A 20,278-nucleotide genomic window follows, 5' to 3' on the forward strand; every position below is an offset into this window, starting at 1 on the left:
ATTCACTAATTAAACAGATGAAAACAACCTACCTAACGCATATTAATGAGCGTGCCAAAAACAATTTACCCCCTTTAGTATTAAATGCAGAACAGACAAAATCTGTTGTTGAGCACTTAATTAACGGAGATGATGATGATTTTTACTTAGATTTATTAACCCATCGTGTGCCGCCCGGTGTCGATGAAGCAGCCTATGTTAAAGCCAGTTTTTTAACCAGCGTTGCCAAAGGAGAACAAAACTGCACTGCTGTTAGTCAAAAACAAGCTGCTTTTTTATTGGCAACCATGCTCGGTGGTTATAATATTGAAGCGTTGATTGATTTGCTTGATGTGGCAGCCGTTGCTGAAAAAGCGGCACATTTCCTCGGCACACATACCATCTTAATTTACGAAGCCTACCAAACAATTTTCGCCAAAGCCAAGCACAATCCATATGCACAAAAAGTGCTAGACAGTTGGGCAAATGCCGAATGGTTTTTCCACCACAAAACCCCATTAGCAGAAGAGATTAAACTCACTGTATTTCGTGTAGATGGTGAAATCAATACCGATGATTTATCACCTGCCACTGAAGCTTGGTCGCGTCCCGACATTCCACTGCACGCACAATCAATGCTGGCAAAGAAAATGGACAACCCACTCACAACCATTGAAAAACTCAAAGAAAAAGGACTGCCACTGGTTTTTGTTGGCGATGTAGTCGGCACGGGTTCTTCACGCAAATCTGCCATTAATTCCGTATTATGGCATATGGGCAACGACATTGATTTTGTGCCAAATAAACGCAGTGGTGGCGTGATTTTAGGCGGTAATATTGCACCAATTTTCTTCAACACGGCACAAGATTCTGGTGCATTGCCGATTGAATGCGATGTATCAAAAATGCAAATGGGAGATGAAATTATTATTTATCCATTCGCTGGCAAAATCACCAAAAATGGTGAAACCATCAGCCAATTCACGCTCACACCCACCACCATCAGCGATGAAGTGCAGGCAGGTGGACGCATTCCGCTCATTATTGGACGAGGGCTAACCGACAAAACCCGCTTTGATTTAGGCTTAAGCGTGAGTGATGTTTTTTTACGCCCAACAGACAGCAGTCCAAGTCAAGCCGGTTACACTTTGGCACAAAAAATCGTCGGCAAAGCCTGTGGCGTTGAAGGCATTCGCCCTGGTACTTATTGTGAACCACGAATGACCACAGTCGGCTCGCAAGATACCACGGGGGCAATGACCCGTGACGAACTAAAAGAATTGGCATGTTTGGGTTTTTCTGCCGACTTGGTGATGCAAAGTTTTTGCCACACCGCCGCCTACCCAAAACCGGTTGATTTAGAATTACAACACAGCCTACCCGACTTTATGCAATCTCGTGGCGGCGTGGCACTCAAACCGGGTGATGGTATTATTCACTCGTGGCTCAATCGTATGTTGCTACCTGATACGGTTGGCACAGGCGGTGATTCGCATACGCGTTTCCCAATCGGTATTAGTTTTCCAGCAGGGTCTGGCTTAGTGGCATTTGGTGCTTCAATCGGGGTGTTACCTTTGGATATGCCAGAATCCGTTTTGGTGCGTTTTAGTGGCACTATGCAAGCAGGTATCACGCTCAGAGATTTGGTCAATGCCATCCCCTATGTTGCCATTCAACAAGGTTTATTAACGGTTGAAAAATCCAATAAAAAGAACATTTTTTCAGGTCGTATTTTAGAAATTGAAGGATTGGGCGATTTGAAAATTGAACAAGCCTTTGAACTCACCGACGCCTCAGCTGAACGCTCGGCAAATGGTTGCACCATCAAACTCAACAAAGCCCCTGTAGCAGAATATTTACACTCTAATGTCGCCTTGTTATCCTCAATGATAGAAATGGGCTATGAAGACAAAAAAACCATCGCTCGCCGCATTCAAGCCATGCAAAAATGGCTAGACGCACCCGAATTGCTAGCGGCAGATGACAATGCCGAATACGCAGCAATTATTGAGATTAATCTGGACGAAATCAAAGAACCCATTTTGGCATGCCCCAATGACCCTGATGATGTAAAACTACTCTCAGAAGTCGCCAACACCAAAATCGACGAAGTTTTTATCGGCTCATGTATGACCAATATTGGACATTTTAGAGCCTCAGCACAATTATTAAAAGACCAATCAGAACTACCAACCGAATTATGGATTGCTCCGCCCACCCGCATGGACGAAGTGCAACTCAAAAAAGAAGGCATCTATCAAACTTTTGAATCAATCACCCAACACACAGAAACACCCGGTTGCTCATTATGTATGGGTAATCAGGCACGCGTTGCCAGTAACACGACAGTTATATCCACTTCAACGCGTAATTTCCCAAATCGCCTAGGTGATAATGCCGATGTGTATTTATCTTCAGCCGAGGTCGCTGCCATCACTGCCAAACTCGGACACATCCCAACCGTGGCAGAATACCAAGCAGAAATGCAAGCCATTCAGCCAATGTCCAAGGATGTTTATCAATACCTTAACTTTGACCAAATAGCCCAATATCAAAATGCCGTCGGACATATTGCGTTGGATACCATTTTGGAAGAATGATTTAAAAACCATTAGACGATAAAAAAGCCACTGTAAAAAGTGGCTTTTTTATTAAAAAATAAAAAAACTATGCAACCTTCTCTCTATTTTTTTTAATCATTTCAAAAATAAAGTTGAGGTTTATTTCAATTGCATCTAAATGCATATGTGCTTTTTTAATCAATTTTTGTTTTTCATTGTTGCTCATTGTTGCTCTCCTTTTTTAACTTCTTTATGATATTATATACTTTTTTTTAAAAGTGTGCATGTTTTTCTAATTCTATCATTAACTTATCTATTTCCACTTGATTTTCTTGCCTAATCGCTTGTGCTATTCTTCCCATAATAACAACGCATTGAGATGCATCAATAGACATATTCATTTCAGAATGTTCATCCTTTGCAAAAAGCGTTAATATTCCATTTAATCCATTTAAGTGCAATATTAAATCGTCAATTGATGGGTCTAACTCTCTTAACTCAGCAATCTTTAATCCATACCTGTTTGCTGGATTAATAAATTTCTCTTGAATAATAGAAATAATCTTTTGATATAAACTCGCCGTATCCATTACTTAATCTTAGCTTCCTTATACATCACATGCTGACGCACAACTGGATCAAACTTTTTAACTTCCACTTTTTCTGGGTGTAGTCGTTTGTTTTTGGTGGTGGTGTAAAAATGACCCGTCTTTGCTGATGATACTAATCTAATTTTCTCTCTCATATCTACTCCTTAAACCTTCTCGCCACGAGCGCGAATTTCTTTTAATACAACATCAATCCCTTTTTTGTCAACTGTACGCAAACCTTTTGCTGTTAATTTTAACTTAACAAAACGATTCTCAGCCTCTACCCAAAAACGATGCGTATGCAAGTTTGGATAAAAACGACGACGCGTTCTGTTGTTCGCATGAGAAACATTGTTGCCACTCATTGGGCGTTTGCCCGTTACTTGACATACTTTTGCCATGATTCACCTATCTATAAAATCTAAAAATGAAGCATTATACTTAAAAATACCCCGCTTTAAAAGTTAAATTTAACAAATGCTATTTACTATTAATAAAACTCTCGGTATCATATGCACCTTCGGAGGGATGGCAGAGCGGCTGAATGCACTGGTCTTGAAAACCAGCAAGGATTAATCTCCTTCTAGGGTTCAAATCCCTATCCCTCCACCATATTAAGATATTTTTACTACTCAAAACACCTCTAAATGCCTTACGCTAAAGCATTATATATAGTAGTCCCTAAATATCGTCAAGTTTCTTAAAATCTCATATATGCCCACAAAAGTGTGGGTATAATTGTGGGCGTAGAGTTTCATAAATATTTTCATACTCACAAATATGCTAACCGATACCAAAATAAATGGTAAAGAGTGTGAACCAAAAACCAAAGCATTTAAAGTAGCGGATAGCAACGGCTTATACTTAGAAATATTACCCACAGGTAAAAAGTATTTAGATACCGATACCGATACAGCAAAAACTCACAAGGCAATCCCAAGCAAGTCAACTACACCATAGGCGAATACTCAAAAGATAAAAATAACGGTGTATCACTTCAAAAGGCAAGGCAGGAATTGTATCGTCTTAGGGACTTAGTAACACAAGGCATAGACCCAAAGACACCACAGGGAAGAACAAAAGAAAAAACGAGAGAAAGAAGCACAGAAAGGCATTACCTTTAATGAAGCCTTTAATGATTGGTTCAAGTATTTTGACGGAACACCTAAATACAGAAAAGAAGTATTGGGCAGAATGAATAACCATATTTTGCCAGTCATTGGAAATATGCCAATTCACAGCATTGACAGAGACACGCTTAATGAAATGTTTTTATCAATCAAGAACAAAGGGCTTACCAATACACTTCAAAAGATTAGAAGTTATACAAACCAAGTTTTTGAAGATGCCCATGTTATACCCAACCCAATGAACTACCTAAAGAAGAATTTATTTAAAAATCTTCATAAGAAATCAAAACAATACGCCCACATTGAAACGCCTAAAGAGATTGGCGAACTATTAAAAAGGCTAGATACCCTACAAGGCACAATAGAGGTTACAACAGCCTTAAAAATCGCACCCTACCTATTTCTTAGACCATCAGAACTAACAGGCTTAAGATGGCAAGAAGTGGACTTTGAAAGCAAGATGTTACGCATCAAAGCCGACAGAATGAAAAAAGACAACGCCCACCTTGCACCATTGCCCAACCAAGTAATTAAGTTGTTAAAAATACTAGAGAGTATCGAGCCAAAAACCGAGTATGTTTTCCCAAGCAACAAATCTAAAAGTAAACACATCAGACCCGAAAGCCTAAGAAAGGCATTAAGAGACCTTTGCATAAATAGGGATGATTAGCAAAATGACAGATTTTATTAAATTGGAAATTTTTTAAATCCACTCCTAGCAGGGCTAAGGGTGTTTTTAAAAAGTTTGTAATTTGATGAAAGATGGCGTTTTGATGATTATTCATATTTATGCAAAGGTCTCATTAAGAAGTTTAGGCTATTCTAATGACGAATTAACCACGCACGGACTAAGACATACAGCATCAACAAGAATGAATGAAATTGGTTTTGGTGGCGACTTCATAGAAAGGCAACTATCACATAAAGGAAACGACAAAATCAGAGCCACATATAACAAAGCCACCTACCTAGAACAACGCACAGAAATGATGCAGAAGTGGGCGGATTATTTAGATGGATTGAGGGGGTAGGTTAGATGAGGTATGAACTAGTTGATAAAAACAAAGGCGGAGAAATAATTACAAGTTTAAAAAGGGAATTAAAACAACTACAAAATAACTTTAAAGAAAAAACCTATGAACATATTAAAGTAAAAAATGGAATTGAGGTTTATAAAGAATACGATTGGGCTGTTAAGAAAAGTGTAGATGAATGGAGACTCAAAATTGAGAACTTGGAATTATTTAAAGGGATAGACGGAGTAGATATTAAAGTAAATGGCATTACTTACGATACAACAATTAACGGCATAATCAAACAACACGATAACATAACATTTAACTTAGCCCTTTTTATGCTATTAGATTTACCAGTCAAACCTTTTGTTTATATCTTAGACAAACTAGATTTTAATGAGTGGCTTTGTGATGATAAATTTCAACTTGGGAAAGGCATTATTCCCCCTGATTTCAAGATTAGAAACGTTTTTATCAAGACAAATGAATATACATTGCTCAAAAGTTACTTTGCTAATGAAACTTACAAAAATACCAACCAATTTATAAAATGGGCGGTCGGAACAGCATGCTTTATCAAAGAAGTTACAGACGAACAAAGCAGCATCAATACAATCAACAATAAAGCCACTCAAAAGAAAGAAGAAAGGATAAGAAATATTAAAAGTATTCTGCTAGATAAACTATCTAGCCATAGCCATAAAGCAGAGCCTTTCACTATACGTGGACTTGCTAAACAACATTGCTTTAATGGTATCCCTGTTGGTGAAGAGCAACTAAGAAAAGATATTGCAAAAATCATAAACTCTGATTGGTGGAAAGAGCAAGACCAACAAAATATACAAAGCAAAATCAATCTAGCAAATAACTGCTTTCATTTCTTTGGGTAAATCAGGCAACTTACCCACTATTTTCCTTACCCAACTTTTTACCCACGAAAAAGCCTATCACTAAAGGGTTTTTAGTGCCTTTGGGTAAATCGTACTTCGCTTGTAAATACCCATATGCATATGGCAAGGATAATTACTCATAACTTATCAAGCAATACCGATAAGTAGTTTTTAATATTAACTAAACACAGGAGTAAATAAAAATGGATAAACAAAAAGAAAAAATCTTAAGACTGCCAGCAGTAATGGAGCAGTTATCAGTATCACGGGCAACAGTATATAGAATGATGGATAGTGGCAGACTACCTAAACCAATTAAATTGGGTTTGCGTTCTGTGGGTTGGCTTGAAAGTGATATAAGCCAATTCATTGAAAACCAAGTAAATGCGAGGGTGTAGCAATGAAAAAAGAACATAAAACAGCCACAGCCTTTGACAGTTTCAATCGGAACAAGGATACTAGTTTTCGCAGTATTGTATCTAATAGCCTATGCGGTAAATTGGGGTTAGAAGTTTCACGAGAATGGACGAAAAACTCTGGCACAGGGAAACAGTTTTTTAGATTAAAGATAACAATAAAAGCATCTTATTTTGGGTGCTTTTTTTAGAAAATATTAAAAGCGGTTTTCATACAGCGGTTTTCATACACAAAAACGCCCACACCCTTACTAGCAACAATAAAAGGCGAGTTAAAAAACGCCTTATAACTTGCGGTATTTTCTATTATCTATATAGCACTAACAATGCCCAAGATAAACAATAGAAAAACACAGTATTTTGGCGAATACTTTCCCTATCATGGCGAGTGGGTAAAAATCCTTTCTAATGAAGAATACGGAGTTTACAAAGAGATTTTAATCAAGACCATTGAACAGTTAGACGCTTCAATAAAAATCCATAAAAGAATACTAATAGAGACCTTTGCATAAATAGGGATGATTAGCAAAATGACAGATTTTATTAAATTGGAAATTTTTTAAATCCACTCCTAGCAGGGCTAAGGGTGTTTTTAAAAAGTTTGTAATTTGATGAAAGATGGCGTTTTGATGATTATTCATATTTATGCAAAGGTCTCTAGTATTGCGTTTTGATTTACATCTGAATATCTACACACCCGATAACAAAAGAATATCAAACTTTATGAACAACATAAGAAACTATCTAAGCAGAAATTACGATATTCACAAAATGGGTTTTGTGTGGGTGCGTGAAATGGAAAGAGCAAAAACACAGCATTACCACTTAGCCTTATTCTTAGATGGTAACAAGATACAACACCCGAAAAAACTACTGCCAGTCTTAAAAGAAAAATGGTTACCTTTTGGGGGTATGCCTACAATCTCAAAACCGTTTTACTACATTGATAAAAACAATCACGCACAGCAAAGAACAGAAGTAATAAAGCGTATTTCATACTTTGCCAAGATTAGAGGCAAAGGCTACCGAGACACCCAAGCAAAGGATTATGGAACAAGTCGGCTTAAATCGTAAATATGGAAGCCTAAGATACTATACCTATTATAACAATAGACACAACAACCATTTTATTCATTGTCTTAACTCCTTTTGTTGTAATTACAGTTTGAAGAATTACAACATCACAGGTGGGGGAGGTATAAGCGTTTTATCGTTATGTTTTTATATCATGCCCAAGTGCTGAATTTTTATTGTCAAAATTCAAGGGGGGGGTGTGGGAGCAGAGCCTACAAGCATTAAAAAACTACCCATCATGAATACTAACAACAGAATACAAAGAAAATACAATACAATTTTTGACTTATCAAGTTAATGCTAAAATGTTTGCCAAATATTTTTAAATATTTTTAAAGGTAAAAGAACGCAATGAGAATGGGTGTTTGTAATTCATGTCAAAAAGAAGTTGCTAGAACGGCTTTATGCTGTCCACACTGTAGATATGTAAAAAAATATTATTTCGGTTATTTGATTAAAGTTGTTTTTTGGATAGCGTTTCTCTCTGTTTCAATAGTGGTGCTACTGTTTTTACATATTGTCATTGGTATGGTTATGTTTTTATTATCACTTTTTATGTTTCCAAAAATAACAATTCTACCAATCTACAAAAAATGGTATCAGTGATAATATGCTAAAACCACTATTTATCGCACTAATAACCACAACCGCATCAGCAAACAATAATTAAATCTTGCTTATTATCTAAAAAAGTATTAAAATAAATACTAATTTAAATACTAATATACAGACAATGAACCAAATACTATCAAATTACACAGCAAGTACAACTGAGTTAAAGACTTCTTTAAATAGCATTCTTAAGCAGTCAGAGGGCGACACAGTGGCTATTCTAAATCACAATACTGTTAGTAGTTACTTAGTATCGCCAAACATCTATGAAAAACTGCTTAATATTGCTGATGATTACCTTCTGTCTAAAGAAATTGATAAAAGACTATCGCAGAATGTTGAACCAATAACTGTATCGCTTGATGAGTTATAAATTAGAGTTTCTACCTAAAGCACTTAGTGAATGGAAAAAACTAAATACCAGTATCAAAGAACCACTTAAAAAGAAACTGGAAAAAAGACTTGCCAATCCAAAAGCACCAAAAGATAAACTCAAGGGCTATGAAGATGTTTATAAAATCAAACTTCAATCGTCAGGCTACCGACTAGCCTATCAAGTCATAGATGAGCGTGTGGCAATCTTAGTAGTAGCAGTTGGAAAACGAGAAGATAAAAAAATCTACAAACTACTACAACAAAGATATTAAAAAAACCATTGGAGACCTTTGCATAAATAGGGATGATTAGCAAAATGACAGATTTTATTAAATTGGAAATTTTTTAAATCCACTCCTAGCAGGGCTAAGGGTGTTTTTAAAAAGTTTGTAATTTGATGAAAGATGGCGTTTTGATGATTATTCATATTTATGCAAAGGTCTCCATTGATTAGATTGTGTTAAACTTATTACATTACTCATTTTCGCCACCTCACTTTTTAGTTAAAAAAAAGTAAGACACTTTTTGTATTGTGGGTATGAGAGTGGGTATAGAATTGATATTAAATTTTGTAAACCCTTATACTAAAAGAATTAAAAGACTATGATTAAAATCCCTATCCCTCCACCATTATTAGAGATTACACAGTCTCAAAACAGCTCTTAAAAGCACACACTATAAGACTTTCAGAGTATCAGGCAATATCATAAGAAACCACATTATATACACATAAAGCGTATAGAAAATCTGAAAAGGTTTTATTACTATTTTTCTATACGCTTTTTCAATAATGTTAAATGACGCCCAAATACAAAACCTAAAGCCAAAAGATAAAATTTATCAATTTGCTGATAGTAACGGCTTGATTATTGAAATAACGCCCACTGGCGATATAGGTACCGTTTTGCAAAAAAATCACAAATCATATCGCTGAGGCAATATCCAATCATAAGACTACAACAAGCCCGAAAAGAGCGAGATTTTTACAAGGCATTATTATTAGATAGCATCAACCCAACTACCCACAAAAAAGAACAGAAAATATTACAGAGACCTTTGCATAAATAGGGATGATTAGCAAAATGACAGATTTTATTAAATTGGAAATTTTTTAAATCCACTCCTAGCAGGGCTAAGGGTGTTTTTAAAAAGTTTGTAATTTGATGAAAGATGGCGTTTTGATGATTATTCATATTTATGCAAAGGTCTCTTACAGAAGCAAAACAACGAGCAAGGGAAAAACTTTAATCACTTTTTTAATGAGTGGATGGCACTACACAAAGATGACCACAGCGATAATTACAGAAAGGAAATACTAAAGCGTGCGAACAAACACCTACTACCCTATATTGGCAAAACACCAATAGCAGAGACAAAGCCAACACAGATAATAGAAGTTTTAAGGTGAATAGAGGCACTAGGAATAATGGAAATGAACACTACCCACATTACCTCCCCCCCCATTTTTTTTAAAGTATCATATAAAATATTAAATATTAACAACACCCAAAGGACAACCCCATGCCAGGACAAACAAAATACTTCATCAGCAACACCAACGGCTTCTTCGTCAACTGGTATTCCGATATCACCGGACTTGAATCTCACGGACAAGCATTAAAAGTATCTGGCAATAGTGGAGACGATGCCGTCTATGTAGGACAAGGCACCAAAGTCGATGCAACAGGGCTTACTTCAACAGGTGGCAATGATTCAATTTATTTAACCGGCACTTTTAACAACTACGAACAAACACTAGATGGCAATACCTACACCTTCAAAAGAACGGTTACTATTAACGATACTGAATACCAAGAAGAAGTCTCCTTCACAGCCTCTAATGGCGACAGGGTTTATTTTGCAAATGGTTTTTTTAAGATTGATATAGCAGGCAATGATGGGCTATCAAATGCAGGCGTTTTTCAGAAAATTAAATCCACTGATATTAACTCCAGTTCAAGCACACCCACCGACCCTTTAACCAGTCAACCCGCCATTGACAAAGGTGGTGCTACTAAAGTATTTATTTCTGATAACAACGGTGAGCACATTACCCCTGGTGTCAAAGGCTCAGTATTTAAGATATCTGGCAATAGTGGCAATGACACAGTTTATGTTGCCAAAGGCACAAAAGTCGATGCAACAGGACTCACCTCAACAGGTGGTAACGATGTTGTTTATTTAACCGGCACTTTTAACAACTACGAACAAACACTAGATGGCATTACCTACACCTTCAAAAGAACGGTTACTATTGGCGATACCGATTACCAAGAAGAAGTCTCCTTCACAGCCTCTAATGGCGATAGGGTTTATTTTGCAGATGGTTTTGTTAAGATTGATATAACAGGCGATGATGGGCTATCAGAAGCAGGTGTTTTTAAGAGAATTATATCCACTGATATTGACGGTAGTGAGTCAACTCCAGGTTTGGGGATTGGTTTAAGAATCACAGACGATAAAAGTAACATCGTAAAAAATGGTGAAGACATCACCTACACCTTTACTTTTGATGAAGCAGTTACAGATTTTGATATAAATGATATTACAGTTACAGGCGGTACAAAAGGTACTTTTACCTCTGTTAATGGTAGTGAAAGTGTCTATACTTTAGAACTAACCCCTCCTGCAAACAGCAAAGGCATAATAAGCCTTACAGTAGCCGTTGATGCTGCTACTTCTAAAGTTAACACAGCACTAAAATCAGTTGCTGCCAGCAATAATCAAAGTTTTGATACTCAAGCCCCAACTTTGATTATCAGCGATGACAAGGCTGATACTTTAACCCTTAAAACTGGCGATACAATCACCTATACCTTTACCTTTAGTGAAGCAGTAACAGGTTTTGATAAAAGTGTTATCAACATCAGCAATGGTGCTATTAAGACAGGTACTGATTTAATTGCCAGCACAACACCTGCTGATGCAGGTAAAGTCTATACCTTAACTGTTGTACCTAGCAGTGACCTAGATGTAGGTTCTAACTTAACAGTGTCAGTGTCTGCTAATCCTGCAATTACAGACAGTGTGGGCAATGCTTACAGCACAACAGCAGCAAATAACGAGCAAGCAATTGACACCAAAGCCCCGGTAGCAACACTCAGTGGCAATATGGCACCTAATGCAAACTTAACGATGACCTTTTTAGAGGCAGTTACAATAAACACAGCAGGCAGTATTGTCATTTATGATAAAGCCAACTCTGACACTCTTATTACGATTGATATAGCTAACCAAGTTAGTCTTGATAGCACCAAAAAAATTATCACTATTAATCCAGGTAGTGATTTAATAGCCAATAAGAATTACTATGTCAAAATTGATGCAGGCACTTTTAAAGATACTGCAGGTAATAATTATGAGGGTATTGACAGCAATAGTGGTTGGGGCTTTCTGGTCTATTCATTCACCACCACAGCACAATGGGTAGATGCAAGTGGTAATTCTGTTAGCGACAATGGTATCAATGCCAGTGAATTTAGCACACTTGCCATTCAAGGCACATTAACAAATTCTAGCGGTGCAACAGGCGTTGTTATCAGTGCTATTACATTTAAAGCAACCAGTGGAACAACAGCCAATGACAAAGTTGTAGAGACCAGTAACCTACCCACTTTTGCATCTGCCAATGGTACCGAATGGACATTAGCCAATAGTAAAATACCGACTTTAGTCAGTGGTGAGACCTATACGATTGAGATAAATTTATCTTCAACAGGTGGTGGCACAAGCACAGGTGGCAACACCACCCCTGTTTTAATTGACACTGCTGCCCCAATCATAACAGGCTGGGCAGTCAACTCACCAACAGATGGGCAATCAGGCTTTAAAGTGGATGATGTTATTGAGTTAACCATGACAACCAATGAAGCACTCTCGTTAAGCAATGCTACCAGTAGCAAAGTGACCATTGGTAATAAGGAATTTACACTAGATACCGGCAAAGGTGCCGCCAAAGCAGGGGCATCAGTAGATGAGTTAAAACAATTATTCTTTACTTACACTGTCAAAGTCGATGATAGTATCAATAAAGCAGATTTTGAGATTACCAATGAAAGTGCAATTACCTTGACAGGGGTAACCGATGTAGCAGGTAATATAGTTGCCACCACAGGCACTTATCCTGTTGAATTAGACCGTAATGTTGATGGTGTTGTACCAACTATTGGAGACATTACACTAAACTGGGGAGATATTTTAAACGCTATTGAAGACAACAGCAATGGCACTGTAACAGTTGCCACAACTGGTGTAGAAAACAATCAAGAAGTCTCACTAGTTATTAACCAAAAAACTTATACAGGTACTGTTACCAGCAATAGTGCAACCATTACTGTTACAGCCACAGATTTACAAGCATTAACCCATGGACAAACTTACAGCTATAAAGTCAATATAAAAGATACTGCTGGTAACCCAGCGATAGAGAAAATAGGTGATTTTAAAGTTGATACGGTTGCACCAACCTTGACCATTACCGATAATGAAGACGCTACAACCAAAGCAGGTGAAGAAATCATCTTTACCTTTACCTTTAACGAGGCAGTAACAGAGTTTACCAAAGATGACATTGTTATTACTAATGGCGCTATTAAAAATGGTGCTGATTTAGTATTGGTTACCACAGGTGTTAATGCCGATAAAGCCTATACCTTAGTTGTTGTGCCTAATACAGATACCGAAGGCAATTTAGAAGTTAGCGTTGCTGCTGATAAATTTGTAGATATTGCTGGCAATAGAAATACGGTTGCAGCGAGTGATACTCAGGTTATTGATACGAATGCTCCAGTTGCACTTACTGCAACAGCAACACTTATTTCAAATACAGATTCTGATATCACAGTAACAAGCACAGATTCTAGTGTGGGTTATTTGGTTCACAACTCATTGTCTGGCGATGCGATTAATACAGTTGCTAAACTTGAGGCTTTAGTAGCTGGCAATAAAGTCAACAAAGTAACGGGATTAGGGGGTGATGCTCGTAGTTTTAACCCGCATGATTTAATAGAGGGTACTTATAATTGGTATTTAGCTGACCAAGCAGGAAATATTTCAGCTGAATCTAATGATGTGGTAATGGACAACACTGCCCCAATCCTAACAACACAAGCTTCGGCCGAATTGGGTGAAACCTCAGACCTGATGCTTGATTTTAATGAAGACATTCAAGCAGGTAGTACAGGTAGTATTGTTATTAAAGGTAGTGATGATGGAGTAATAGCAACCATTAATATTACTGAGACAACTAAATTCAGCATTGCTGGCGATAAACTCACCATTGATGTGTCAGCATTAGGTTTAACTGATAATAAATTAACCCAAGGCAGTTACTATATCACCATGGATGCAGGCACAGTAACTGACATAGCGGGTAACGATGCTGCTGCCATTACTAAAGATACTAACCAATGGGTATTTGCAACCAAAGCATTTTCTACCACAATCGCTTGGATAGGTGCCGATGATAACTACATTAATGATAGTGAAAAAGACGCAACCGCACTCTCAGGCAAAGTAACTGGAATAGGTACTTTAACGATTACCAAAATTGAGTTTTTTGAAGGTAGTAATACAGTAGGCACAGCAATAACTTCAGGATTACCAGCTGTTGCAGCTGACGGCACTTGGGCACTCGCACATTCTGCTATGCCATCTGAATTAGCCGATGGAAAAACCTACACGGCTGTAGTAACGCTTAGTGATGGCACCAATTCAGCAATTAGCACTAGCACAGCAGTAACTTATGACATCATTAACCCAACCCCAATCACGACCAATCCATGGACTTTAAGCGATATTCCAGCAGGACAATCTGCTTTTAAGGTAGGCGATGTTATCAGCCTAACACTGACAATGAGCGAGACCTTGAAACTTAATAACACCACAGGCTCTAAAGTGGTCATTGCAGGCAAAGACTTTGTTTTGGATAAAACTGCCTCTACAACTGCAGGTGATAAGAAACTGGTGTTTAAATATAGCGTTCAAGCCGGAGATAGCATTGCCGCTACAGACTTTGATATTGACAACCCAACAAGCGATATTACGCTAAATAATATAACAGATGTCGCAGGTAATGCACCAGTATTTACCGCTGATAGAGTAGTGTTGGCTAAGGCTAAGCTTGAGTATATTGAAAAAACAGGTTCGGGCAATAATCCTTTTAATGGCATTGATGTGGGAGGTTATTCCACGCCAAACTTGGCTGATATTGACGGCGATGGCGACCTAGATTTGGTGGTGGGTGAGAATGATGGCACCCTTAAATACTATCAAAATACAGGCACTACTTCTAACCCTGCTTATGAAGCAAAAACTGGAGATAGCAATCCTTTTAATGGCATTGATGCGGGATATTCTTCCTCACCAACCCTAGTCGATATTGACGGCGATGGTGACCTAGATTTGGTGGTGGGTGAGAATGATGGCACCCTTAAATACTATCAAAATACAGGCACTACTTCTAACCCTGCTTATGAAGCAAAAACTGGAGATAGTAATCCTTTTAATGGCATTAATGTGGGGAATTTTTCCGCACCAACCCTAGTCGATATTGACGGCGATGGCGACCTAGATTTGGTGGTGGGTGAGCAGAATGGCACCCTTAAATACTATCAAAATACAAGCTCTACTTCTAACCCTGCTTATGAAGCAAAAACTGGAGATAGCAATCCTTTTAATGGCATTGATGCGGGAAGTGCTTCCTCACCAACCCTAGCCGATATTGACGGCGATGGCGACCTAGATTTGGTGGTGGGTGAGTTTAATGGCACCCTTAAATACTATCAAAATACAGGCACTACTTCTAACCCTGCTTATGAAGTAAAAACTGGAGATAGCAATCCTTTTAATGGCATTGATGTGGGGCGTTATTCCGCACCAGTCCTAGCTGATATTGATGGTGATGGCGACCTAGACTTGGTGGTGGGTGGGCAGAGTGGTAAACTTAAATATTACTACAATCAACAACCTTCTTCTGTAGATGGACAAGTTCCAACTCTAACAACACAAGCCAGCGTTATCTTAGAGGAAACCTCAGATTTAGTGCTTGACTTTAGTGAAAATATTAAAGCAGGTACGGGTAGTATTCTCATCAAGAATAGTAGCGATGTAACAGTAGCAACTATTAATATCGCTAGTGATACAAATAAATTCAGCATTGCTGGCGATAAATTCACCATTGATGTGTCAGCATTAGGTTTAACTGATAATAAATTAACCCAAGGCAGTTACTATATCACCATGGATGCAGGCACAGTAACTGACATAGCGGGTAACGATGCTGCTGCCATTACTAAAGATACTAACCAATGGGTATTTGCAACCAAAGCACTTTTTACCACAATCGCTTGGATAGGTGCCGATGATAACTACATTAATGATAGTGAAAAAGACGCAACCGCACTCTCAGGCACAGTAGCGGGAGCAGGTACCTTATCTATTACTAAGATTGAGTTTTTTGAAGGTAGTAATACAGTAGGCACAGCAATAACTTCAGGATTACCAGCTGTTGCAGCTGACGGCACCTGGACACTCGCACATTCTGCTATGCCATCTGAATTAGCCGATGGAAAAACCTACACGGCTGTAGTAACGCTTAGTGATGGCACCAATTCAGCAATTAGCACTAGCACAGCAGTAACTTATGACATCATTAACCCAACCCCAATCACGACCAATCCATGGACTTTAAGCGATATTCCAGCAGGACAATCTGCTTTTAAGACAGGCGATGTTATCAGCCTAACACTGACAATGAGCGAGACCTTGAAACTTAATAACACCACAGGCTCTAAAGTGGTCATTGCAGGCAAAGACTTTGTTTTGGATAAAACCGCCTCTACAACTGCAGGTGATAAGAAACTGGTGTTTAAATATAGTGTTCAAGCTGGAGATAGCATTGCCGCTACAGACTTTGATATTGACAATCCAACAAGCGATATTACGCTAAATAATATAACAGATGTCGCAGGTAATGCACCAGTATTTACCGCTGATAGAGTAGTGTTGACTAAGATTAAGTATATTGAAAAAACGGGTTTGGGCAATAATCCTTTTGAGGGTGTTGATGTTAAGGGGTTTGTTTCTGTGCCAACCTTGGCTGATATTGATGGCGATGGCGACCTAGATTTGGTAGTGGGTAAGGATGACGGCACCCTTAAATACTATCAAAATACAGGCACTACTTCTAACCCTGCTTATGAAGCAAAAACTGGAGATGACAATCCTTTTAATAGCATTAATGTGGGGATTTATTCCGGACCAACCCTAGCCGATATTGACGGCGATGGCGACCTAGATTTGGTGGTGGGTGAGAGTGATGGCACCCTTAAATACTATCAAAATACAGGCACTACTTCTAACCCTGCTTATGAAGCAAAAACTGGAGGTAGCAATCCTTTTAATAGCATTGATGTGGGGGATTTTTCCAAACCAACCCTAGCCGATATTGACGGCGATGGCGACCTAGATTTGGTGGTGGGTGAGAAGTATGGCACCCTTAAATACTATCAAAATACAGGCACTACTTCTAACCCTGCTTATGAAGCAAAAACTGGAGGTAGCAATCCTTTTAATAGCATTGATGTGGGGGATTTTGCTACACCAACCCTAGCCGATATTGACGGCGATGGCGACCTAGATTTGGTGGTGGGTGAGTATTATGGCACCCTTAAATACTATCAAAATACAGGCACTACTTCTAACCCTGCTTATGAAGTAAAAACTGGAGGTAGCAATCCTTTTAATAGCATTGATGTGGGGGATTTTTCCAAACCAACCCTAGCCGATATTGACGGCGATGGCGACCTAGATTTGGTGGTGGGTGAGAATAATGGCACCCTTAAATATTATTACAATCAACAATCTTTTTTTGTAGATGGACAAGCGCCAACTCTAACAACACAAGCCAGCGTTATCTTAGAGGAAACCTCAGATTTAGTGCTTGACTTTAGTGAAAATATTAAAGCAGGTACGGGCAGTATTCTCATCAAGAATAGTAGCGATGTAACAGTAGCAACTATTAATATCGCTAGTGATACAAATAAATTTAGCATTGCTGGCGATAAACTCACCATTGATGTGTCAGCATTAGGTTTAACTGATAATAAATTAACCCAAGGCAGTTACTATATCACCATGGATGCAGGCACAGTAACTGACATAGCGGGTAACGATGCTGCTGCCATTACTAAAGATACTAACCAATGGGTATTTGCAACCAAAGCATTTTCTACCACAATCGCTTGGATAGGTGCCGATGATAACTACATTAATGATAGTGAAAAAGACGCAACCGCACTCTCAGGCAAAGTAACTGGAATAGGTACTTTAACGATTACCAAAATTGAGTTTTTTGAAGGTAGTAATACAGTAGGCACAGCAATAACTTCAGGATTACCAGCTGTTGCAGCTGACGGCACTTGGGCACTCGCACATTCTGCTATGCCATCTGAATTAGCCGATGGAAAAACCTACACGGCTGTAGTAACGCTTAGTGATGGCACCAATTCAGCAATTAGCACTAGCACAGCAGTAACTTATGACATCATTAACCCAACCCCAATCACGACCAATCCATGGACTTTAAGCGATATTCCAGCAGGACAATCTGCTTTTAAGGCAGGGGATGTTATCAGCCTAACTTTGACAATGAGTGAGACCTTGAAACTTAATAACACCACAGGCTCTAAAGTGGTCATTGCAGGCAAAGACTTTGTTTTGGATAAAACTGCCTCTACAACTGCAGGTGATAAGAAACTGGTGTTTAAATATAGCGTTCAAGCCGGAAATAGCATTGCCGCTACAGACTTTGATATTGACAACCCAACAAGCGATATTACGCTAAATAATATAACAGATGTCGCAGGTAATGTACCAGTATTTACCGCTGATAGAGTGGTGTTGACCAAGACTAAGCTTGAGTATATTGAAAAAATAGGTTCGGGCAATAATCCTTTTAATGGCATTGATGTGGGAGGTTATTCCACGCCAATCTTGGCTGATATTGACGGCGATGGCGACCTAGATTTGGTGGTGGGTGAGAGGAATGGCACCCTTAAATACTATCAAAATACAGGCACTACTTCTAGCCCTGCTTATAAAGCAAAAACTGGAGGCAATAATCCTTTTAATGGCATTGATGTGGGAGGTTATTCCTCACCAACCCTAGCCGATATTGACGGCGATGGCGACCTAGATTTGGTGGTGGGTGAGAATAATGGCACCCTTAAATACTATCAAAATACAAGCTCTACTTCTAACCCTGCTTATGAAGCAAAAACTGGAGGCAGCAATCCTTTTAATGGCATTGATGTGGGATATTCTTCCTCACCAACCCTAGCCGATATTGACGGCGATGGCGACCTAGATTTGGTGGTGGGTGAGAATAATGGCACCCTTAAATACTATCAAAACACAGGCACTACTTCTAACCCTGCTTATGAAGTAAAAACTGGAGATAGTAATCCTTTTAATGGCATTGATGTGGGATATTCTTCCAAACCAACCCTAGCCGATATTGACGGCGATGGCGACCTGGATTTGGTGGTGGGTGAGTTTTATGGCACCCTTAAATACTATCAAAATACAGGTACTACTTCTAACCCTGCTTATGAAGTAAAAACTGGAGATGACAATCCTTTTAATGGCATTGATGTGGGGGATTCTTCCAGACCAACCCTAGCCGATATTGACGGCGATGGCGACCTAGATTTGGTAGCGGGTAAGAATGATGGCATCCTTAAATATTACTACAATCAACAACCTTCTTCTGTAGATGGACAAGTTCCAACCTTTACAGAAAAAACCAGCGATACCAATGTCTTAGGCGAGCCTTCAAATCTAGTAATTGAGTTTTCTGAAAACATCAAAACAAATGGTGGCATTGTTGAAATCTGGAATAGCGCAGAAAAAGTTGCAACTATTAGCATTACTAATGCTAATATTAGCGACACAACACTCACTCTTAACCCAAATAGTTTAACTTCAGGTGTTTATTACATCAAAATGGCATCAGGCGTTATAACTGACACCTCGGGTAATGACTTTGCAGGTATTGATAATACCTCAGGTAAAACTTGGGCATTTGCATATAATTTTTATATCGGCACCGATAACGCCGATACTATAACGGGCAGTGCAGGTGACGATACTATAAATGGTGGTGCAGGCAACGACACTATAAATGGCGGTGCAGGCAGTGATATTTTTGTTTATGCAAGTACAGATAATGGCGAAGACACCATAACTGGCTTCATATTTGGTGCTGGTGGCGATAAATTAGATTTAAAAGATTTTATTACTGCTAGTGGTAACCAAGCGACACTTTTTGCTAATATTGATAAATATATTACAGTGTCAGATACTGGCACTGCAGGTAGTGCCAAACTAACGATTGATGCTGATGGCACGGTTACAGATGATGTTGCTGATTTGGTTATCAATCTACAAGGGGTTTCTGGTATTGGTGGCTCCTCTACTCCCGACACAGTTGCATTAGGGCACTTTATAACTGATAATCTTATTCTTGTATAAAGTAAGACACCTATAAAAACAAAAACCCGCCTTATTAAAGCGGGTTTTTTTTATGGAAAAATATCAACCAAAAATTTAAAAATTTAAAAACTTGAACTTAGAG

General features: G+C 38.5%; 18 protein-coding genes, 1 tRNA gene and 3 pseudogenes. 15 read left to right on the forward strand and 7 right to left on the reverse strand.

Annotated features, from left to right (window positions below):
• Positions 1–17 precede the first annotated feature (17 nt).
• A complete protein-coding gene (locus AB8525_RS04600) occupies positions 18–2,579 on the forward strand; it encodes a bifunctional aconitate hydratase 2/2-methylisocitrate dehydratase (RefSeq protein WP_369178880.1) in 2,562 nt (853 codons plus the stop codon).
• Between the two features lie 233 nt (positions 2,580–2,812).
• On the opposite strand, the gene AB8525_RS04605 is transcribed toward AB8525_RS04600, so the two are convergent.
• The 3 genes from AB8525_RS04605 to rpmB are packed head-to-tail and all read right to left on the reverse strand — an operon-like array spanning position 2,813 to position 3,531.
• Positions 2,813–3,130, reverse strand: coding sequence for a hypothetical protein (locus AB8525_RS04605; protein WP_369152923.1), 318 nt, complete (start codon positions 3,128–3,130; stop codon positions 2,813–2,815).
• Positions 3,130–3,285, reverse strand: coding sequence for a 50S ribosomal protein L33 (gene rpmG, locus AB8525_RS04610; protein WP_066045648.1), 156 nt, complete (start codon positions 3,283–3,285; stop codon positions 3,130–3,132). Before rpmG ends, AB8525_RS04605 begins: the two co-directional genes overlap by 1 nt.
• 9 nt (positions 3,286–3,294) lie before the next feature.
• The gene (gene rpmB, locus AB8525_RS04615; protein WP_369152925.1) at positions 3,295–3,531 is read right to left on the reverse strand and encodes a 50S ribosomal protein L28; all 237 of its coding nucleotides are present in this window, start codon (positions 3,529–3,531) and stop codon (positions 3,295–3,297) included.
• A gap of 121 nt (positions 3,532–3,652) precedes the next feature.
• Here rpmB and AB8525_RS04620 point away from each other — a divergent pair.
• The 4 genes and pseudogenes from AB8525_RS04620 (at position 3,653) to AB8525_RS04635 (ending at position 4,930) form a co-directional block, all read left to right on the forward strand.
• Positions 3,653–3,742: transfer RNA gene (locus tag AB8525_RS04620), tRNA-Ser, on the forward strand.
• A 168-nt stretch (positions 3,743–3,910) separates the two neighbouring features.
• Positions 3,911–4,090: an Arm DNA-binding domain-containing protein gene (locus AB8525_RS04625; RefSeq protein ID WP_369178883.1), complete on the forward strand. Its 180-nt coding sequence runs from the start codon at positions 3,911–3,913 to the stop codon at positions 4,088–4,090.
• A pseudogene (locus tag AB8525_RS04630) lies at positions 4,078–4,254 on the forward strand (hypothetical protein); the annotation flags it as partial. The gene AB8525_RS04625 and the pseudogene AB8525_RS04630, both read left to right, overlap by 13 nt.
• A gap of 70 nt (positions 4,255–4,324) precedes the next feature.
• Positions 4,325–4,930 (forward strand): tyrosine-type recombinase/integrase, encoded by a 606-nt coding sequence (locus tag AB8525_RS04635; protein ID WP_369178885.1) that lies wholly within the window; start codon positions 4,325–4,327, stop codon positions 4,928–4,930.
• Here AB8525_RS04635 and AB8525_RS04640 read toward each other — a convergent pair.
• Positions 4,872–5,045 carry a hypothetical protein gene (locus tag AB8525_RS04640; RefSeq protein ID WP_369178886.1) on the reverse strand — a complete coding sequence of 58 codons (174 nt, stop codon included), beginning with the start codon at positions 5,043–5,045 and terminating at the stop codon, positions 4,872–4,874. The genes AB8525_RS04635 and AB8525_RS04640 overlap by 59 nt on opposite strands.
• Between AB8525_RS04640 and AB8525_RS04645 the strand changes: the two genes are divergently transcribed.
• The 3 genes from AB8525_RS04645 to AB8525_RS04655 all read left to right on the forward strand — a co-directional run bounded on the left by AB8525_RS04645 (position 5,034) and on the right by AB8525_RS04655 (position 6,564).
• The gene (locus tag AB8525_RS04645; protein WP_369178888.1) at positions 5,034–5,291 is read left to right on the forward strand and encodes a tyrosine-type recombinase/integrase; all 258 of its coding nucleotides are present in this window, start codon (positions 5,034–5,036) and stop codon (positions 5,289–5,291) included. The genes AB8525_RS04640 and AB8525_RS04645 overlap by 12 nt on opposite strands.
• A gap of 5 nt (positions 5,292–5,296) precedes the next feature.
• Positions 5,297–6,166 carry a hypothetical protein gene (locus tag AB8525_RS04650; RefSeq protein WP_369178890.1) on the forward strand — a complete coding sequence of 290 codons (870 nt, stop codon included), beginning with the start codon at positions 5,297–5,299 and terminating at the stop codon, positions 6,164–6,166.
• A gap of 203 nt (positions 6,167–6,369) precedes the next feature.
• A complete protein-coding gene (locus tag AB8525_RS04655; protein ID WP_369178892.1) occupies positions 6,370–6,564 on the forward strand; it encodes a helix-turn-helix transcriptional regulator in 195 nt (64 codons plus the stop codon).
• Positions 6,565–7,073: 509 nt separating this feature from the next.
• On the opposite strand, the gene AB8525_RS04660 is transcribed toward AB8525_RS04655, so the two are convergent.
• Positions 7,074–7,223: a hypothetical protein gene (locus AB8525_RS04660; protein WP_369150050.1), complete on the reverse strand. Its 150-nt coding sequence runs from the start codon at positions 7,221–7,223 to the stop codon at positions 7,074–7,076.
• A 4-nt stretch (positions 7,224–7,227) separates the two neighbouring features.
• On the opposite strand from AB8525_RS04660, the gene AB8525_RS04665 reads away from it, so the two are divergent.
• The 3 genes from AB8525_RS04665 to AB8525_RS04675 all read left to right on the forward strand — a co-directional run bounded on the left by AB8525_RS04665 (position 7,228) and on the right by AB8525_RS04675 (position 8,915).
• A complete protein-coding gene (locus AB8525_RS04665; protein WP_369178895.1) occupies positions 7,228–7,656 on the forward strand; it encodes an inovirus-type Gp2 protein in 429 nt (142 codons plus the stop codon).
• A gap of 733 nt (positions 7,657–8,389) precedes the next feature.
• On the forward strand, positions 8,390–8,641 hold the full coding sequence (locus AB8525_RS04670; protein ID WP_369178897.1) for an antitoxin: 252 nt from the start codon (positions 8,390–8,392) through the stop codon (positions 8,639–8,641).
• Entirely contained in the window at positions 8,631–8,915 is a 285-nt protein-coding gene (locus tag AB8525_RS04675; RefSeq protein ID WP_369178899.1) for a type II toxin-antitoxin system RelE/ParE family toxin, read from the forward strand. The genes AB8525_RS04670 and AB8525_RS04675 overlap by 11 nt, the downstream gene beginning before the upstream one ends.
• Here the strand turns inward: AB8525_RS04675 and AB8525_RS04680 are convergent.
• On the reverse strand, positions 8,912–9,070 hold the full coding sequence (locus AB8525_RS04680) for a hypothetical protein (RefSeq protein ID WP_369178901.1): 159 nt from the start codon (positions 9,068–9,070) through the stop codon (positions 8,912–8,914). The genes AB8525_RS04675 and AB8525_RS04680 overlap by 4 nt on opposite strands.
• 363 nt (positions 9,071–9,433) lie before the next feature.
• Between AB8525_RS04680 and AB8525_RS04685 the strand changes: the two genes are divergently transcribed.
• Both AB8525_RS04685 and AB8525_RS04690 read left to right on the forward strand, forming a co-directional pair.
• Complete coding sequence (locus AB8525_RS04685) at positions 9,434–9,577, forward strand: hypothetical protein (protein WP_369178903.1); 144 nt, start codon at positions 9,434–9,436, stop codon at positions 9,575–9,577.
• Positions 9,574–9,621, forward strand: a pseudogene (locus AB8525_RS04690) (hypothetical protein); the annotation flags it as partial. The gene AB8525_RS04685 and the pseudogene AB8525_RS04690, both read left to right, overlap by 4 nt.
• Before the next feature lie 5 nt (positions 9,622–9,626).
• On the opposite strand, the gene AB8525_RS04695 reads toward AB8525_RS04690, so the two are convergent.
• A complete protein-coding gene (locus AB8525_RS04695) occupies positions 9,627–9,836 on the reverse strand; it encodes a hypothetical protein (protein WP_369152926.1) in 210 nt (69 codons plus the stop codon).
• Between the two features lie 74 nt (positions 9,837–9,910).
• Between AB8525_RS04695 and AB8525_RS04700 the strand changes: the two are divergent.
• Positions 9,911–9,982, forward strand: a pseudogene (locus AB8525_RS04700) (hypothetical protein); the annotation flags it as partial.
• Positions 9,983–10,164: 182 nt separating this feature from the next.
• Positions 10,165–20,175: a beta strand repeat-containing protein gene (locus tag AB8525_RS04705; RefSeq protein WP_369178905.1), complete on the forward strand. Its 10,011-nt coding sequence runs from the start codon at positions 10,165–10,167 to the stop codon at positions 20,173–20,175.
• The last annotated feature ends 103 nt before the right edge of the window (positions 20,176–20,278 follow it).

This window comes from Candidatus Thiodubiliella endoseptemdiera, assembly GCF_964212635.1.
GTDB classification, from domain to species: Bacteria; Pseudomonadota; Gammaproteobacteria; order PS1; family Pseudothioglobaceae; genus Thiodubiliella; species Thiodubiliella endoseptemdiera.

Bases quoted from the DNA above. Each gene is read 5' to 3' on its own strand.
- AB8525_RS04705 (WP_369178905.1), top strand. From the start codon at position 10,165: ATGCCAGGACAAACAAAATACTTCATCAGCAACACCAACGGCTTCTTC.
- AB8525_RS04645 (WP_369178888.1), top strand. From the start codon at position 5,034: ATGATTATTCATATTTATGCAAAGGTCTCATTAAGAAGTTTAGGCTAT.
- rpmB (WP_369152925.1), bottom strand. From the start codon at position 3,531: ATGGCAAAAGTATGTCAAGTAACGGGCAAACGCCCAATGAGTGGCAAC.
- AB8525_RS04665 (WP_369178895.1), top strand. From the start codon at position 7,228: ATGCAAAGGTCTCTAGTATTGCGTTTTGATTTACATCTGAATATCTAC.
- AB8525_RS04650 (WP_369178890.1), top strand. From the start codon at position 5,297: ATGAGGTATGAACTAGTTGATAAAAACAAAGGCGGAGAAATAATTACA.
- AB8525_RS04625 (WP_369178883.1), top strand. From the start codon at position 3,911: ATGCTAACCGATACCAAAATAAATGGTAAAGAGTGTGAACCAAAAACC.
- AB8525_RS04680 (WP_369178901.1), bottom strand. From the start codon at position 9,070: ATGAATAATCATCAAAACGCCATCTTTCATCAAATTACAAACTTTTTA.
- AB8525_RS04600 (WP_369178880.1), top strand. From the start codon at position 18: ATGAAAACAACCTACCTAACGCATATTAATGAGCGTGCCAAAAACAAT.
- AB8525_RS04685 (WP_369178903.1), top strand. From the start codon at position 9,434: ATGTTAAATGACGCCCAAATACAAAACCTAAAGCCAAAAGATAAAATT.
- AB8525_RS04655 (WP_369178892.1), top strand. From the start codon at position 6,370: ATGGATAAACAAAAAGAAAAAATCTTAAGACTGCCAGCAGTAATGGAG.
- AB8525_RS04605 (WP_369152923.1), bottom strand. From the start codon at position 3,130: ATGGATACGGCGAGTTTATATCAAAAGATTATTTCTATTATTCAAGAG.
- AB8525_RS04640 (WP_369178886.1), bottom strand. From the start codon at position 5,045: ATGAATAATCATCAAAACGCCATCTTTCATCAAATTACAAACTTTTTA.
- rpmG (WP_066045648.1), bottom strand. From the start codon at position 3,285: ATGAGAGAGAAAATTAGATTAGTATCATCAGCAAAGACGGGTCATTTT.
- AB8525_RS04660 (WP_369150050.1), bottom strand. From the start codon at position 7,223: ATGAATAATCATCAAAACGCCATCTTTCATCAAATTACAAACTTTTTA.
- AB8525_RS04670 (WP_369178897.1), top strand. From the start codon at position 8,390: ATGAACCAAATACTATCAAATTACACAGCAAGTACAACTGAGTTAAAG.
- AB8525_RS04675 (WP_369178899.1), top strand. From the start codon at position 8,631: ATGAGTTATAAATTAGAGTTTCTACCTAAAGCACTTAGTGAATGGAAA.
- AB8525_RS04695 (WP_369152926.1), bottom strand. From the start codon at position 9,836: ATGAATAATCATCAAAACGCCATCTTTCATCAAATTACAAACTTTTTA.
- AB8525_RS04635 (WP_369178885.1), top strand. From the start codon at position 4,325: ATGAATAACCATATTTTGCCAGTCATTGGAAATATGCCAATTCACAGC.